Origin of the sequence: Paenibacillus sp. M2, assembly GCF_046713495.1 — a bacterium.
Classification (GTDB): Bacteria; Bacillota; Bacilli; order Paenibacillales; family Paenibacillaceae; genus Paenibacillus; species Paenibacillus amylolyticus_B.
Map to the genome: position 1 here is coordinate 190,830 of NZ_CP169648.1, position 15,022 is coordinate 205,851.

12 protein-coding genes and 1 other RNA gene are annotated in these 15,022 nt (G+C 44.2%); 6 read left to right on the forward strand and 7 right to left on the reverse strand.

Going from position 1 to position 15,022, the window contains the following annotated elements; translation table 11 throughout:
- Positions 1–9: 9 nt before the first annotated feature.
- The 5 genes from eno to ssrA all read left to right on the forward strand — a co-directional run bounded on the left by eno (position 10) and on the right by ssrA (position 6,798).
- Positions 10–1,296: a phosphopyruvate hydratase gene (eno, locus tag ACETMN_RS00935; protein WP_062837741.1), complete on the forward strand. Its 1,287-nt coding sequence runs from the start codon at positions 10–12 to the stop codon at positions 1,294–1,296.
- A 209-nt stretch (positions 1,297–1,505) separates the two neighbouring features.
- Positions 1,506–1,739 (forward strand): preprotein translocase subunit SecG, encoded by a 234-nt coding sequence (gene secG, locus ACETMN_RS00940; RefSeq protein WP_036616231.1) that lies wholly within the window; start codon positions 1,506–1,508, stop codon positions 1,737–1,739.
- Positions 1,740–2,301: 562 nt separating this feature from the next.
- The gene (gene rnr / locus ACETMN_RS00945) at positions 2,302–5,100 is read left to right on the forward strand and encodes a ribonuclease R (protein WP_411735631.1); all 2,799 of its coding nucleotides are present in this window, start codon (positions 2,302–2,304) and stop codon (positions 5,098–5,100) included.
- A gap of 258 nt (positions 5,101–5,358) precedes the next feature.
- Complete coding sequence (gene smpB, locus ACETMN_RS00950) at positions 5,359–5,841, forward strand: SsrA-binding protein SmpB (protein ID WP_036674736.1); 483 nt, start codon at positions 5,359–5,361, stop codon at positions 5,839–5,841.
- Between the two features lie 592 nt (positions 5,842–6,433).
- Positions 6,434–6,798, forward strand: a transfer-messenger RNA (tmRNA) gene (gene ssrA, locus ACETMN_RS00955).
- Between the two features lie 157 nt (positions 6,799–6,955).
- On the opposite strand, the gene ACETMN_RS00960 is transcribed toward ssrA, so the two are convergent.
- The 4 genes from ACETMN_RS00960 to ACETMN_RS00975 form a co-directional block, all read right to left on the reverse strand.
- Complete coding sequence (locus ACETMN_RS00960; protein ID WP_411735632.1) at positions 6,956–8,557, reverse strand: recombinase family protein; 1,602 nt, start codon at positions 8,555–8,557, stop codon at positions 6,956–6,958.
- An 81-nt stretch (positions 8,558–8,638) separates the two neighbouring features.
- Positions 8,639–9,490: a recombinase family protein gene (locus ACETMN_RS00965; RefSeq protein WP_411735633.1), complete on the reverse strand. Its 852-nt coding sequence runs from the start codon at positions 9,488–9,490 to the stop codon at positions 8,639–8,641.
- A 356-nt stretch (positions 9,491–9,846) separates the two neighbouring features.
- On the reverse strand, positions 9,847–10,488 hold the full coding sequence (locus tag ACETMN_RS00970) for a hypothetical protein (protein ID WP_411735634.1): 642 nt from the start codon (positions 10,486–10,488) through the stop codon (positions 9,847–9,849).
- Positions 10,481–11,035 (reverse strand): hypothetical protein, encoded by a 555-nt coding sequence (locus ACETMN_RS00975; RefSeq protein ID WP_411735635.1) that lies wholly within the window; start codon positions 11,033–11,035, stop codon positions 10,481–10,483. Before ACETMN_RS00975 ends, ACETMN_RS00970 begins: the two co-directional genes overlap by 8 nt.
- 314 nt (positions 11,036–11,349) lie before the next feature.
- Here ACETMN_RS00975 and ACETMN_RS00980 point away from each other — a divergent pair, with 314 nt between their 5' ends.
- Positions 11,350–12,606, forward strand: a complete 1,257-nt coding sequence (locus ACETMN_RS00980) for a reverse transcriptase domain-containing protein (RefSeq protein WP_411735636.1) — start codon at positions 11,350–11,352, stop codon at positions 12,604–12,606.
- Positions 12,607–12,884: 278 nt separating this feature from the next.
- Here the strand turns inward: ACETMN_RS00980 and radC are convergent, their stop codons facing one another.
- The 3 genes from radC to ACETMN_RS00995 form a co-directional block, all read right to left on the reverse strand.
- Entirely contained in the window at positions 12,885–13,490 is a 606-nt protein-coding gene (radC, locus tag ACETMN_RS00985) for a RadC family protein (protein ID WP_310854810.1), read from the reverse strand.
- Between the two features lie 408 nt (positions 13,491–13,898).
- Positions 13,899–14,459, reverse strand: coding sequence for a hypothetical protein (locus ACETMN_RS00990; RefSeq protein ID WP_411735637.1), 561 nt, complete (start codon positions 14,457–14,459; stop codon positions 13,899–13,901).
- Between the two features lie 137 nt (positions 14,460–14,596).
- Positions 14,597–14,941 carry a helix-turn-helix transcriptional regulator gene (locus ACETMN_RS00995; protein ID WP_310854808.1) on the reverse strand — a complete coding sequence of 115 codons (345 nt, stop codon included), beginning with the start codon at positions 14,939–14,941 and terminating at the stop codon, positions 14,597–14,599.
- Positions 14,942–15,022: the final 81 nt, after the last annotated feature.

Below are 15,022 nucleotides of genomic sequence, written 5' to 3' on the forward strand. Positions count from 1 at the left end.
TTATCACAAATGACTATTATTTCTGACGTGTACGCTCGCGAAGTCCTCGACTCCCGCGGTAACCCTACAGTAGAAGTTGAAGTATACCTGGAGTCCGGCGCAATCGGACGCGCAATCGTTCCATCTGGTGCATCCACTGGTGCCCACGAAGCCGTTGAGCTTCGCGATGGCGACAAATCCCGTTACCTCGGTAAAGGCGTTCTGCAAGCTGTTAAAAACGTAAACGAAACAATCGCTCCAGAAGTTATCGGTATGGATGCATTGGATCAACTGGGTATCGACAAATTGATGATCACTTTGGATGGTACGCCAAACAAAGGTAAACTGGGTGCTAACGCAATCCTGGCTGTATCCATGGCAGTAGCTCGCGCAGCTGCTGACGCTCTGGACCTGCCATTGTACGTTTACCTGGGCGGATTCAACGCTAAAGCATTGCCAGTACCAATGATGAACATCATCAACGGTGGTGAGCATGCGGACAACAACATCGACGTTCAAGAGTTCATGGTTCTTCCAGTTGGAGCACCAAGCTTCAAAGAAGCTCTTCGCGTAGGTGCAGAGATCTTCCACAACTTGAAATCCGTATTGAGCTCCAAAGGCTTGAACACAGCTGTAGGTGACGAAGGTGGTTTCGCACCGAACCTTGGTTCGAACGAAGAAGCAATCACTACAATCATCGAAGCAATTGAAAAAGCTGGTTACAAACCAGGCGTTGACGTATTCCTGGGTATGGACGTTGCTTCCACTGAGTTCTACAAAGATGGTAAGTACACACTTGCTGGTGAAGGTAAATCTTACACTTCCGCTGAGTATGTTGACCTTCTGGCTTCATGGGTTGAGAAATACCCAATCATCACAATCGAAGACGGTATGTCCGAAGATGACTGGGATGGTTGGAAATTGCTCACTGAGAAATTGGGAGACAAAGTACAACTCGTTGGTGATGACCTGTTCGTAACAAACACTGAGCGTCTGGGCAGAGGTATCGACGAAGGTATCGGTAACTCCATCCTGATCAAAGTTAACCAAATCGGTACATTGACTGAAACATTTGATGCAATCGAAATGGCTAAACGCGCAGGATACACAGCTGTAATCTCCCATCGTTCCGGTGAGTCCGAAGACAGCACAATCGCTGATATCGCTGTTGCAACTAACGCTGGTCAAATCAAAACGGGTGCTCCTTCCCGTACAGACCGTATCGCGAAGTACAACCAATTGCTCCGCATTGAGGATCAACTGGGTGAACTGGCTCAATACAATGGTCTTAAAGGATTCTACAACCTTAAAAAATAAGCTGGATATCCAGCTTTTACGGGCAAGCCGGGTAACCGGCTTGTCTTTTTTTGCAACGAAGTAATGGTATAACGTAAGGATCACGCAGATGGTGAAATTTAGGGCATTGTATAAACTGTACTACTTGTAGTACAACCATAGCTATGTTACAATTAAAGTAACTGTTTTTATGGTGAGATGTATGCCCACATGGGTAGGAGGTGGAAAGAATGGATATTGCTTTGAAATTGCTGCTCGTTGTTTTCTCGATCGGTCTAATCACTGTAGTATTGCTGCAGCACGGGAAAAGCGCTGGTTTGGCGGGTGCCATCTCCGGTGGTGCGGAACATCTTTTCGGTAAAACGAAAGCGCGCGGATTGGATCTCTTCCTGCAACGTGCAACGGTGGTACTGGGTGCAGGATTTATGATTTTGTCTATTGTTGTTACGGTGGTTTCCAAGTAAGAATTGGAACTGCTGTTCAATGAATAGCTTAAGCTAATGGCTTAATTGATGAACCTTCGTTTCGTGAAGAAACGGGGGTTTTTTAATAAATTCTTACGCGTCCAAACTTTTCCAACAATTTAATCTATAGACTCCATGATTTTTGGTCTTCTTCTCACTTCTGTTTGGTTTGCCTTCCTTAACATGCAACACACCCCTAACATGTATGGTATGTCCCTCGCTTATTCGTTACGCGAACTCACTCCCTATAATGAATGTCATGTGTACAGAAATTTTTCGGATGTAGTCCTTTTCCAGATGCGCACAGCACGTGTATCGCATAAAATGTCTGTAGAGATACGTGAAAGCGTGATTTTTGAGGAGCGCGTGGCCACTGTGGTTTTTTTGCGAGGTACGGATGGGCCGGATTGAATTCGTGTATACTAGGGTATGAGATAGTATGGTTGTACCACTACTTCTCTTCACAGTAGTGATATTGTATTGCATGAAAATGGTAAGAATTCCGATACATAAAGAGATAAGACTTGCTTACACTTTTATGTTTCCCGAGGTGAATATATTAATGATAACAGAACAACAATTGCTCGACTTCATGCGGGAAACCGCTTATAAACCTATGACTTATCAGGAGTTGGAACAGCACTTCGCTATTGAAGATGCAGCTGATTTCAAAGCCTTTTTGATTATGCTGAATACGCTGGAGGAATCCGGTAAAGTTTTGCTGACTCGCAACAATCGCTATGGCATGCCAGAGCGCATGGATCTGGTACGCGGACGTTTACAGGCTCACGCCAAAGGTTTTGCTTTCCTTATTCCTGAGGATCGGGAGCACCCGGATGTGTACATTCACGCCAATGACATGAAGAGTGCGATGAATGGTGACACGGTATTGGTTAAAGTCACATCTCAAGGACCTTCAGGCGGTCGCCTGGAGGGTGAGATTGTCCGTATTGTTACTCGTGCTGTGACACAAGTCGTTGGTGTGTTCCAGAGTCATGAGGTGTACGGATTTGTCATTCCGGATGATAAACGGATTAATCGCGATATTTTCATCCCGCGTACCAATTTTGCTGGGGCGGTTGATGGACAGAAGGTTGTCGCAAAAATCGTCAGCTATCCGGAGGGTCGTGCGGCGGCCGAGGGTGAAGTGATCGAGATTCTCGGTCATAAGGATGAGCCGGGTATTGATATTTTGTCTGTCATTCGCAAGCATCAGTTGCCTGAAGCTTTCCCCGATGAAGTGGTAGAAGAGGCTGAGAAAGCACCCGACTCCATCACGGATGAAGAGATTGTACAACAGGGTCGCCGTGATCTGCGCGGACTTAACATTGTCACGATTGATGGCGAAGATGCCAAGGATCTGGATGATGCTGTTAACGTAGAGAAACTGCCTAACGGGAACTATCGTTTGGGTGTTCATATTGCCGACGTTGGCTATTATGTGCAGGAGAATTCCAAGCTTGATCAGGAAGCCTACAACCGTGGATGCAGTGTGTATCTGGTGGACCGGGTTATTCCGATGTTGCCACAGCGTCTGTCCAACGGGATCTGTAGTTTGAACCCGCAGGTAGACCGCTTGACACTGTCTTGTGAGATGGAGTTTAACGACCAGATGAAGGTTGTAAAACATGACATTTTCACAAGTGTAATCAAAACCAAAGAGCGGATGACGTATTCCAACGTCCGTAAAATCCTTGAAGGTGAAGAGCCGGAATTGCTCGAGCGTTATAAGGATCTGGTAGATGATTTCCATCTGATGAAAGAGATTGCCTTAAAGCTGCGTGCTATGCGTATGCGCCGTGGTGCGGTTGACTTTGATTTTGAAGAATCCAAAATCATTGTGGACGCAGAATGCAAACCGGTAGATATCGTGAAACGGGAGCGTTCGATTGCCGAGCAAATCATTGAGGAATTCATGTTGGCAGCGAACGAAACAGTGGCAGAGCATTTCCACTGGTTGAAGGTTCCTTTCATTTATCGTGTGCACGAAGACCCGGATCAGGAAAAACTGCAAAATTTCCTCGCCTTTGCGGCGAATTTTGGACACCAGGTCAAAGGACGTGGCAATGCGATTCATCCACGGGCGCTTCAATCGTTGCTTGAGGATATTAAAGAAACGAAAGAACAAACTGTGATTAGTACGATGATGCTCCGTTCCATGAAACAGGCGAAGTATGATTCTGAAATGTCGGGTCACTTTGGCCTCGCGGCAGAATTCTATAGTCACTTTACGTCTCCAATTCGTCGTTATCCCGATCTTGTCATTCACCGGGTGATTCGCGAAGTCATTGAAAATAATGGTGCATTGCCGGAGAACCGTCAGGAGTATTTGGCAGCACGTATGTCCGATATTGCGCAGCAGTCTTCTGAACGTGAACGTGTGGCGGTAGAAGCTGAGCGGGATACGGAGAAAATGAAAAAAGCCGAGTACATGCTCGACAAAGTAGGCGAAGAGTTCGAAGGCATGATCAGCAGTGTGACCAGCTTCGGTATGTTCATTGAACTGGAGAACACGGTTGAAGGTCTGATTCGTCTGAGCGCGCTCACGGACGACTATTACCATTTTGACGATCAGCATATGGCTCTGATTGGTGAACGTACCTCGAAAGTCTTCCGCATCGGTGATGAAGTGAAGATCCGTGTGGCACGTGTAAGCATGGAAGAGTATACGATTGATTTTGAAATGGTGGATATGAAACCTCGCGGCGAACGTCCTGGCGGCTTCGGTGGTGGACGTGGCGGTAAGGGTGGACGTCCTAGTAGCGGCGGCGGACGCGGAGGTGCCAAGGGTGGACCAGGTGGATTCAGTGGTTCGCGTGGCGGCAAAGGTGGCTCAGCCAGTGCCGGAGGCAACCGTGGTGGCCGATCAACGGAAGAGGGCAGCAAAGGTGGACGTGGCGGTCGCAGCGGAGCAGCGAGTGCAGGTACGGGCGCAGGCTCATCCGGTGGCTACGCAGGTAAAGGCGGCGGGAAACCGAAAGGTGAGCGTCGTGCTGGTGATGCTGGCGGATCAACTGGCCGGGGCAAAGGCGCAGTGAGCTTTGGTTTTGGCTCAGGTAAAGGCGGATATAGCTCTACATCGGGTGGATCGGAAAGTAGTTCAACCGGTGGACAAGGAAGTGGCCTGAACAGCGGCAGCGGTCGCGGTGAAGGAAGCTTTAAGTCCGGCAAGGGCGGCGGCGGTAAAGGTGGAAAAGGCGGAAGTGGACGCAAAAACACTTCGCCAAGCGGCGTATTTATTGGAGAGAATGCAACTCCTGGTGGTGCTCAGGAAGGCGGAGCACCACGACGCAAGCGGAAAAAGAGCAAAGGTGCAGCGGGTAACGGCACGGCAGCTTTTGTGAGGAAAAAGAAAAAATAAAGCTAACGTTACCTGAAGAGATGGATTACCATTCGTTCCTCTAGGTTAAGCGTTGGAGAAATAGCCACTTTCTGCGGTGTGTTGTTTCGCACTGTCTGGAAGTGGTGTAATGAGGAGGGGCGGCAGAGGTCGCCTCTTTCTTGATTTTAACAGCCTTACTTGCTACAATTAAGGTCTGGCACGTGGTTCCTTGGTGCAACAATGGTGCGCTGCTATAGAGCATGGTACCGGCTTATTTTACGGAGAAGGAGTGAGGACATGGGCAAGAATGATGGACAGAGTAAAGTGCTCGCACAGAATAAAAAGGCTTCCCATGACTACTTCATTGAAGATACGTATGAAGCGGGCATGGTGCTTACCGGAACGGAGATCAAATCTCTTCGTAACGGCCGTGCGAATATTGGTGATGCATTTGCCACGATTCGGAACGGTGAGATTCATATTCACAATATGCATATTAGTCCTTTTGAACAAGGAAACCGAAATAATCCGCTCGATCCGACACGTACGCGCAAGTTGTTGATGCATAAAGTACAGATTCACAAGCTGCTCGGGCTGTCGAAACAGGATGGGTACAGCATTGTTCCGCTGAAAATCTATATCCGCAATGGTTATGCAAAGCTTTTGCTCGGACTGGGTAAAGGTAAGAAACAGTATGATAAACGGGAGACTGCGGCTAAGCGGGATGCACAACGTGATATCCAACGGGTACTGCGCGAGAAGCAGAAGGTTGCGCGTTAAGTGGAGCGCTGGGCGTAAATGCTTACTTTTAAGTGTATAAGATAGTTTTTGTGATGAAGCTAGGAAGATTGATGTATGAGTTAAGGAGTCTCAAGGTTTGTCCTGCAATGGGCAAGCTTGGGGCTTTTTTTATTTTTATTTGGGGAAGGTGATTTGGTGTGAGTTGCTGAAGTGTATTGTGTGCTGATTTCCTTTGATATGTATTGAAGGGAAGTCGGTAGGAGCATGGAGCTTGGCGCGTTGATGAATCTAAATTTTTAGCTTTTGCGTAGTTTGCCTGAAACGTGGGTAAGATATTTAGGTGTCGTTTTTCGTGAGCCGATCTGGGTAAACTTTACTTCCGATTGGCGACGCGGTATAATATGTAGACGATTGAGCCTGTTGTATTGGATAACCTTGTACACATGCTCAGCCTGCTGGAATGTCTTCCAGCAATCTGCACTATTTCGGTGATGTGTCCTGTGTTATGATTACTCATGTAGCAGACAGGAATGCCGAGTTTGAAAGAAACATCTTTTTACCCTGGAGGAAAAAGATGTGCAGCACCTTTGCTCCGTATTCACGGATTAATCCTGGAGCCCTTCTTCATTGAGGGGGCGTTTATGGATTCGACGGGGATAGTTCGAGCATGGGTAGCGGGTAGTGGGGACGCGTCCGCTTTATCAACGCTAAAGCCTATTAAACGGCAAACAACAAACAAACTACGCTTTCGCAGCCTAAGAAACTGTGTGCGTGCTTCTACCCTGCATCGCCCATGTGACAGGGATAGGGGCTAACTAGTAGTGGGATACGCTGTCACATCTCCGCCTGGGGTGTGCTGAAGAAGACAATCAGGCTGACCCAACGTATAGCCGGTTACGGGGCGATACTCGGGTGACATCAAAACTGTGACTACACCCGTAGAAGCTTATGTGTCGTTATCTTCGGACAGGGGTTCGACTCCCCTCGCCTCCATTAGTAGTATCAGAAGAAGCACCTTGATGGGTGCTTTTTTTCTTTGTTCTTATACGTGGTGGTTTGTGAAACCCTACAATTACTGGGGGTTTACCAGCAACTGTAGGGCATCAGAATTATTTTGTTTGATTTAAGGTGTGGTGGCACAACGAATCAGAACTTATTTCCATTCGCTCACCATTGTTTTCTCATACATAACCTTATCATTCATAGTCAGTTGTAGACTCAGATAGATCTTTTTAGTGTCTCTGTTGATGTAAAGCTTCGAGATATACTTGCTAGCTAAAGCATGCAATAACTGTGGATTGGGCACTTCTTGATCTAGTAGACTAATGAAGGATTGAATATCATATCGGATACCTGCAACGTACTCCTCAGGCACATGGAATTCGGACCAGTTAGATGTTAGCCGTAGGTAAGACTCTGACTTCTCCCTCAACTCGTTTTGCATCTCTGCAAGCATTTCCTGATGATAAGGCTTTGCCTTTCCTATTGAGATGTCATCTTCGATTAACTCTATTCGTTTTTTCAGAAATTCGAGTTCGTTTTCCATAATTGTTTTCTGAGTAGTATGTTGCTGATTACTCTCGGTGTAGAATTGTCGCATTTCTTCGACTAGATTATTCCCCATGAGCAGACTCATTATATGGATGCGTAAACGATTAGAGACAATCTCTTCTATCCGTTCCTTATTCCATCCAGCATATGGACAGAAGTCCTTACCTTTTCTAAGGTAACCGCCGCATACATAGTATTGTTTTTTTCCACCTTTCATTTTACTTGATGTGGAGTTACCTACCATTCGTGAACCGCACTTTTCGCATACCATAACCCCTCGTAACCAGAAAGGGGAGGCTAGTTTGCTCTCGAAAGGCTTATGTGTTTCTCCACCGCCAGTATTTCTTTTCTTTGCGTTCTCTTGGCATTTGTTAAATATATCCTCCGATATAATTGAAGGGTGGGCATTTTCAGTAATGATCCACTCTGAACGGTCACGCCATTTTTTACCTTTGGTTTGATAATCTTGCTTATTCCAGCAACGCCGACCAACATAAGCCTCGTTAAAAATGATGGCTCTGATTGTGCTGGATGCCCATGTGCCGCCTTTCTGGGAGGGGATTTGTCGGCGGTTAAGTTCAGAGGCTATCTTTGTATAACCCATTCCTTCATGAGCATACTGGTTGAAGATCCATTTTACGACATCTATCTCTTCACGTGGGCCGAGTACCCATACTGCTTTGGTTTTACTATTTCCAAGAGCAATATGTTCTGTACGATACCCATATGGTGGCGTGCCACCATTGTTGTATCCTAGCTTCGCATTCTGCGTCATACCCTTTCTTACCTCAGTAGCTAAGTTCGCATTGAAGAACTCTGAAATGACCTCCAGCATCCCTTCCAGCAACATGTCCTGCGGCGTCTCTGCCTCTGTCTGCTCTGTGACTGATATGACCTTCACACCAGATTGATTCAGTAATGCTTTGTAGATAACGTGGTCATCTCGTTTGCGAGAAAACCGATCAAACTTGTGAACAACAACCGCGTCGAACGGTCGATTTGGACGTTTAGCTAATGCAATCATCTTCTGGAACTCTGGACGATCATCCGTCTTTGCTGATTTTCCTTTCTCAATGAACTCATTGACGATGATCCAACCTTTCTCCAGACAATATTGCTGAATGGCTTTAACCTGCGCTGGAACGGACAACTCTTTCTCTACTTGGCGATCTGAAGACACACGGACATAAATAGATACTTTCATTTGAAAACATCTCCTTTTTCTTGTTTTTAGGCATAAAAAAACAGGTACACCGTTATGGAGTACCTGTGATGAAACTGCATACTATTTTGTTTTAGTGACTTTCCTTGCCATCAACGATGCATGAGCGGCATCCCAAGTCTCTTGATTAACAATGGCTGGATGTGCGTTCTCTGTGACGATCCACTCTGAAATATCATTCTGTTTCCCATGTGCATCTGACTTCTTATTCCATACACGCTTGCCGAGATACACTGGATTGTCGAGGATGGCAAGCACTGTGGATGGAGCCCACCTTCTCCCCTCAATGATGTTTTGATTATTCAATTCACGGGCAATTCGCTTGCCTCCATGACCTTCTGCCGCCATCTGGAACATTTGCTGGACTACTTTGGCCTCTTTATCCGTGCCAAGCTCATACGTGACTTTTCTGCCTGTCTGAACACGTCGATAACCGAATGGTACTCTGCCACCACAATGAAATCCTTGAGATGCATTTTCCCGCATCCCCTTCAATGTCTCGTGACGCAGGTTAACGTTGTAAAACTCACTGATGACTTCCAGCATCGACTCCAGCAGAAAACCATGTGGAGTATCCGCATCAATAGGCTCGGATGCAGATACTACGGTAACACCGTGCTTTTTCAGCAATGCTTTGTAGATGGCATGATCTGCACGATTGCGACTGAACCGATCAAACTTGTGGACGACAATTGCATCAAAGTGTTTATCTGTTTTCTGAGCATCCGCAATCATCCGTTGAAAATCTGGTCTTCCATCTGTCTTTGCAGATTTTGCTTCATCTATATATTCATTCACGATAGACCATCCAAGCTCATCCGCATATCGTTGCAGTGCTTCTCGTTGAGCAGGAATGGATAATTCGCGTTCAGCTTGTTGTTCAGATGATACACGAAGATAAGTTACTACATCCATTTTCCTTCACTCCTTTTCCTTTGTGCTAGTCACTATTAAGTAAATACAGTCTATCCACCTTTCTTTTTTGAGTGCTTCTCACCACTCAATATTCACTGTAAAAAAGAAAAAAGCCCGAATCCTATTGGATTCAGGTATATGAGATCGTTAAGTTGATAGTAAGGCAGTCAAGGCTGAGCGATAGCGAATTCATTATAGCCTTGATTGACGTCTTTACTAAGCCAACGCTGTTATATGCCCTTGGCTAAATGCCAAGGAGCGGCTAACGCCGAGTGCAGGGATTGCAAAGGGTAGAACCCTTTGTGTATCCCCCTCAGGGGGACGGAAGGGGGCGACACACTAATAGGACTTAATAGCTAACAGATCAAATCTAATGGATGTTGGTTGTACTTGAGCCAAGCAAGATCAAGAACTTCTCCGAAAAGTTGGTTTACGTGATAGATGTCAAAAAATACCCAACCATTATTATGTTTACCCGAGGATAGATCAATTGGTAGTTCTATAGAGTTGGATATATCTATGTGACGAGTGTTTTTTTTAGTCTCACGAAAGTGGAGGGATCTTTTGGTGAGTACAAAACAAGATACATTGTAGCACTTTCCTCCTAGGTAAACTTTAAGATCAATGCCTTGGGTAACGTCATCATGAATTGAATAATCTACTTGGTTAAACAGACCTGATTCATTTACCAGACTATAGAAGTGGACCTCTCTAGTTATAGAAGGATAGGTACGTAACACTCTTGCTCTAACAGCATTTGGAGAGAAATTTCGGATTTCATCTTTGTGAACTTCTAAGTAGTAATCCAAGAACTGATTCTGTGAAGGATAATTTTGGATGAGCACAATCAGAGACCACAGAGTAACCATCATATTTGGAAAGCGAGTAGCAAATTCGACTTTGCTATCTATCTCTGAAATGAAAACAGGCGTAACAGAAGCCACGGTTTCCTCCACTTGTGCTGAAGATAGCCTTATACCCTTTGTAAGGTCAATCATTCTTGTGATTTATCATTAACTTGTCATAGGCATCATCCAGTTGTTTCTGCTTAACCAGTCCATTTTGTATCCAGCTCTCAAGCATTTTGACCATATCACATAGTTGTTCAAAATCCATGTGTCTTAAAGAAAGATCGGAAATAAGAGGCTGTGTATCTATTTCTCCGTTAGGCTTTTCAAGTGTGGCAGTCAAAGTGAGTTTATAAAATGGCCCACGTACATCTGAGGGTTTCATCTTGGATTTTGGTTTTCCGAGATAAAAACGCTCAGGCGATTGTTCGGTAAAAACCTCCAACGGGACATTGTAGAACTCTGAGAGTGCTTTGAGTGTGGAATGCCTAGGTTTTAATCCCTCTTCATTCTCAAGCTTCCGAAGCCCTTGGGCTGTAATTACTTTGCACTGATCAGCCACTTTGGGAGGGGTGTACTCTCCAGGATAGATCGTATTAAATTCATTTCTGATCCATGCCTCCCGTTTTCCAGGTGTGCTATTTGTGTTGATAAATTGAATCAATTCTTCTTTCTCGATCCACCGAGGCAAACTCATTACAGGCACATCTCCTTTCAGTATAGTTATAAGGTAAGCTATATGATTGATGAATGCAAGGTTTAGTTTCTGATTAAAGTATACTAAAGAAATTAGTTGTTGATTTTTTTGTTGATATAGTTTATCTTATATTCATAGCCCAGAGGTACTCAAAGTGTAACCTTCTTCTTAATGAGTACAAGGAGGAGGCGGCCTTTCTGGGGGAGGACCAACAATTTGGACTTATTCAAAGGAGGGAACGCGAGAATCAGAGCTCGAAGCAGAATAAGAGAACGATTTACTTGCTACCCCCTTGTAACAGAGGAGAGGATAGAATGGCAAGAAATCGAATAAAGGGTAAGCGGCTGGGTGGCCAAATCACCCCGACTCGCAAATCTTCCGAGAAGAACTTGTATGATCAAGTTACTTCATGGGATAACCTGCAAGCTGCTTCTAAGAAGGTGATTGCTAATAAGGGATCATACGGCACTGATGGAATGAACATTAAACAATATAAAGTAAACGAGCAGATTCACCTAAAGAGCATACAAAACCAGCTGATTAAAATGGAATATGTCCCGAGCTCCCTTAGGACAGTGGAGATACCTAAGGACCTAACAAGCAAAAGATTGATATATATCCCCACGGTAATGGATCGTATTACTCAGCAAGCAATACTTAATGTTATTGAACCATTCTTTGAAACGATATTCCTAGAATGCAGTTATGGTTTCCGCCCGAGTCGTAGTGCGCACACGGCTTTAATGAGGGTAAAAGAATTAGCTGATTCAGGGTATCAGTATGTGGTCAAAGGAGACATTAGTCGATGCTTTGACACCATACCGCACAGCAAGTTAAGAAGAACCTTCGCTAATATAATTGAGGATGCAAACATAAATGAATTGGTAAACCGCATGATAGCAGGATGTGGAGGGGAAGAGCTTAGAGGTAAAGGGGTACCTCAAGGGAGTGTGATAGGACCAATACTAGCAAATGCATACCTACATGAGTTAGACGAGTACGCGGAAACTCAAGGGTGGAAGTTGATAAGGTACGCGGACGATTACCTGCTTATGTTTAAAAGCGAGCAGGAGGCCGAAATTGCGGCAAATAAGTGTAGGGCCTACATTGAGCTGAACCTAGGATTGGAATCTAAGAACAAAGATGAGGTAGGTAAGAATGTCCTGAAAGTCACAGAGGGAGTCGCATTCTTGGGTTACCACATTTATAGAGGTGGAATAAAGCCATCCAGTAAGGCCAAGCAGAAGCTTATCAACAGTATTGAGGAGTTGGTTAGCGCGCCGATAAGGATGGGAGAAAGCCCCGAGAGCCTAATAAAGGAATGTAATGGGGTTATCCGCGGCTGGCTCAATTACTACAGCTTAGGCAACGGAACAGCTGAAATAAGACAATTAGAAAGACAAGTCATGGCAATCATCCGTAAAGGGATACAGAAGAGAATTTCGAGTAAAGGACCAGTTACGAAAGGTACGGTGAAGCAACTCGGGATTATCCCAATGTATGAGGAGTTCAAGAGAGCACAAGAAAGAAACCATGTGCTCCATAGTCAGACGGTTACAAGAGATAGTTGAGCCACCAGACACGGCCCGCCCCGCGCGAACAACTGTAGTAAGAATAACCACCTATCCTATGAAGATAACGTAGTACGATAGAGAGACCTACCTGTAGCCAAGAGGAGTTCACCCTAGAGAGTAAGAGATACCTTGGGTAACCATAAGCTATCTAGAGATATCCTAAGTTAAGCTTGGGTTACTAGAATGAGAGGGTTTTTGGGTTTTAAGCATTATACTGAGGATTAGCTATTTGGCAGCTAGTCTTCTTTGTATTTGTGCAAACCTTGGGAAATGAGTTACATGTAGCCCCTCTCTTTTAATGATACATAGCTACCATCACCTATAATCATATGGTCGAGCAAGGGTATACCGATGAGATTTCCGACTTCAACCAGCCGTTTGGTAAGAACAATGTCTTCATTGGATGGTGTAGGATCGCCACTAGGATGATTGTGAGCACAAATAACAGATGCGCTTGCCCTTTTTATAGCTGAGCGAAACAATTCTCTAGGGTGAACTATGGCTGCGTTAAGACTGCCTATGGATATGATTTCTTTGGCAATCAAGTAGTTCTTAGTGTTAAGAAACAAGCAAACGAAAAATTCCCTATTCTTTAGAGCAAGATCGTTGTGCAATACTTCATATGCGTTTTTAGGAGAGCGAATTATAGTCTTTGCCTGTCTAGGAGTGTTAAGCATTTTGACTATCTCAATTGCAGATATAATCTGACTTGCTTTGACTTTGCCTATACCGTGTATTTCCATCAATTCTTCCTGAGTAGTATCAAGCAGATCATGTGGTGTTGAGAATCTTTCAATGAACTGATTTACGGTATAACTTTCTATATTCTCACGCAAAGTTCTAGCGATAAATGTTCTGTACAGGTGTGCATTGTGTTCCATTGATTTATTAATCCTCCGTTCAAGAATCAGGTATAGTGCCTTTCTTGTATGTTTTAGGAAATCGAAATAGCGTATTAGTATCAACCTTTATGATCGCTGTGCGAAGCGATTCTTTTTATATCTGCTTTTCAGACTGACGATGATGCTTAGCTACTTGAGAGGGGAAGTATTTAGTAAAGTATCGGGAGACATAATAAGCAGAAAGCTGATCATCGAGTTTCCAAGATCGTTTGAAGTATACGTAGAGAACTGTCCCAGCCATCTGGATGTGTCCGTTCATTACAAGTTGTCGCAGTGTAGTTGTTAGATTCTCAGGTAAACCCTTCTTATCATTCAATAGATTCACGCTCCTTTCATGGACTACTCTCACTCATCCTATTTTCTCTGTATAGCAAAAAGGCCATTCCTCTAGTTATTAGAAGAATGGCCTTTATTTTTTGGATTTAATTTATCTGGAATTTTCAGTCCTCTTAAAGCTCCGTAGGCAGTTGTTAACCTCGTTGCCCGTGAAACATATTTCTCTGAATTTTTCACTGGTAGGGGTGGCGGCCCCTCGAGTTCTATTTGTGTCTTTCGAAGAAGTGTCTTCTCAGCAACTTTCCCAAAGGGGCTTTTCCAATGATTGTTGCACCAAGTCAAAGTCTCCTCTTTCACAGTGCGGTAAATCAGATTTCGATCCAGTATAGGGGAACGACATAGAAGATTACTTAGATAGTTAACTTCGTACTGTTGGCAAGATAATGGGCCTAGGTCCCATTCATGGAACTCTAGTTCACTTCCATATCCTGTTTGTCTAATCATTAGCCCATAAGTTTCAATGAGTGTGAACCCATGAAGCACCCCGTATTTTTTACTAGAGAAAGGAGGTACATAATAGTTTATAGGCTGTCTGTACAGAGTTATATTCCATTGAAGATTATCATTACTAATGTGCTTTTTTACGAACAAAATCTCCTTTTGGTTGTCCATGTAATATACTCCTTCATTGTTATTTGAACTTTTTGTTTTTGAATCTCTATCTTAGTAATTTTAAGAAGCATGTTTTTCTCACCTCCTTTTATGTCAAAAGCAGTTTCCCCATGCTGAGAGAAACTGCTTTATTAAAACTAGTCATTCCAACTGAGGACAAGTTGAAGAAGTTCGAGCGCCTTTTGTTGATCTGTTTCAGTTCTATTTTGAAGCAGTGTTATGATCTTGGCTAATGTGTATGGAGCAGGTATATTTTCATGACCTATTGGTTTAATGTGTTCAAATAATTCTGATATAGGCATGTCCAATGCTGTGGTGACTTTCTCTAGGCTTCGAACGGTAATGTTCTTCTCTCCTCGTTCAATCTTACCAATATAAGAAGCGTTAAGCTCGGATAACTCTGCTAGACGTTCTTGGCTTAACCCTTTACTTATACGTGATGCTCTTATTCGGGCTCCGATTACAACGAGCCAATCAGACATATTATCACCTCTAGAGCCACGTTAACGAAAAGATAAGAATGGTTCTAGGGATTATAAGAACAACAAAACATTTTAATATAC

Excerpts from the sequence above, each read along its gene's own strand:
- eno (WP_062837741.1), top strand. The coding sequence starts at position 10 with ATGACTATTATTTCTGACGTGTACGCTCGCGAAGTCCTCGACTCCCGC.
- secG (WP_036616231.1), top strand. The coding sequence starts at position 1,506 with ATGGATATTGCTTTGAAATTGCTGCTCGTTGTTTTCTCGATCGGTCTA.
- rnr (WP_411735631.1), top strand. The coding sequence starts at position 2,302 with ATGATAACAGAACAACAATTGCTCGACTTCATGCGGGAAACCGCTTAT.
- smpB (WP_036674736.1), top strand. The coding sequence starts at position 5,359 with ATGGGCAAGAATGATGGACAGAGTAAAGTGCTCGCACAGAATAAAAAG.
- ACETMN_RS00960 (WP_411735632.1), bottom strand. The coding sequence starts at position 8,557 with ATGAAAGTATCTATTTATGTCCGTGTGTCTTCAGATCGCCAAGTAGAG.
- ACETMN_RS00965 (WP_411735633.1), bottom strand. The coding sequence starts at position 9,490 with ATGGATGTAGTAACTTATCTTCGTGTATCATCTGAACAACAAGCTGAA.
- ACETMN_RS00970 (WP_411735634.1), bottom strand. The coding sequence starts at position 10,488 with ATGATTGACCTTACAAAGGGTATAAGGCTATCTTCAGCACAAGTGGAG.
- ACETMN_RS00975 (WP_411735635.1), bottom strand. The coding sequence starts at position 11,035 with ATGAGTTTGCCTCGGTGGATCGAGAAAGAAGAATTGATTCAATTTATC.
- ACETMN_RS00980 (WP_411735636.1), top strand. The coding sequence starts at position 11,350 with ATGGCAAGAAATCGAATAAAGGGTAAGCGGCTGGGTGGCCAAATCACC.
- radC (WP_310854810.1), bottom strand. The coding sequence starts at position 13,490 with ATGGAACACAATGCACACCTGTACAGAACATTTATCGCTAGAACTTTG.
- ACETMN_RS00990 (WP_411735637.1), bottom strand. The coding sequence starts at position 14,459 with ATGGACAACCAAAAGGAGATTTTGTTCGTAAAAAAGCACATTAGTAAT.
- ACETMN_RS00995 (WP_310854808.1), bottom strand. The coding sequence starts at position 14,941 with ATGTCTGATTGGCTCGTTGTAATCGGAGCCCGAATAAGAGCATCACGT.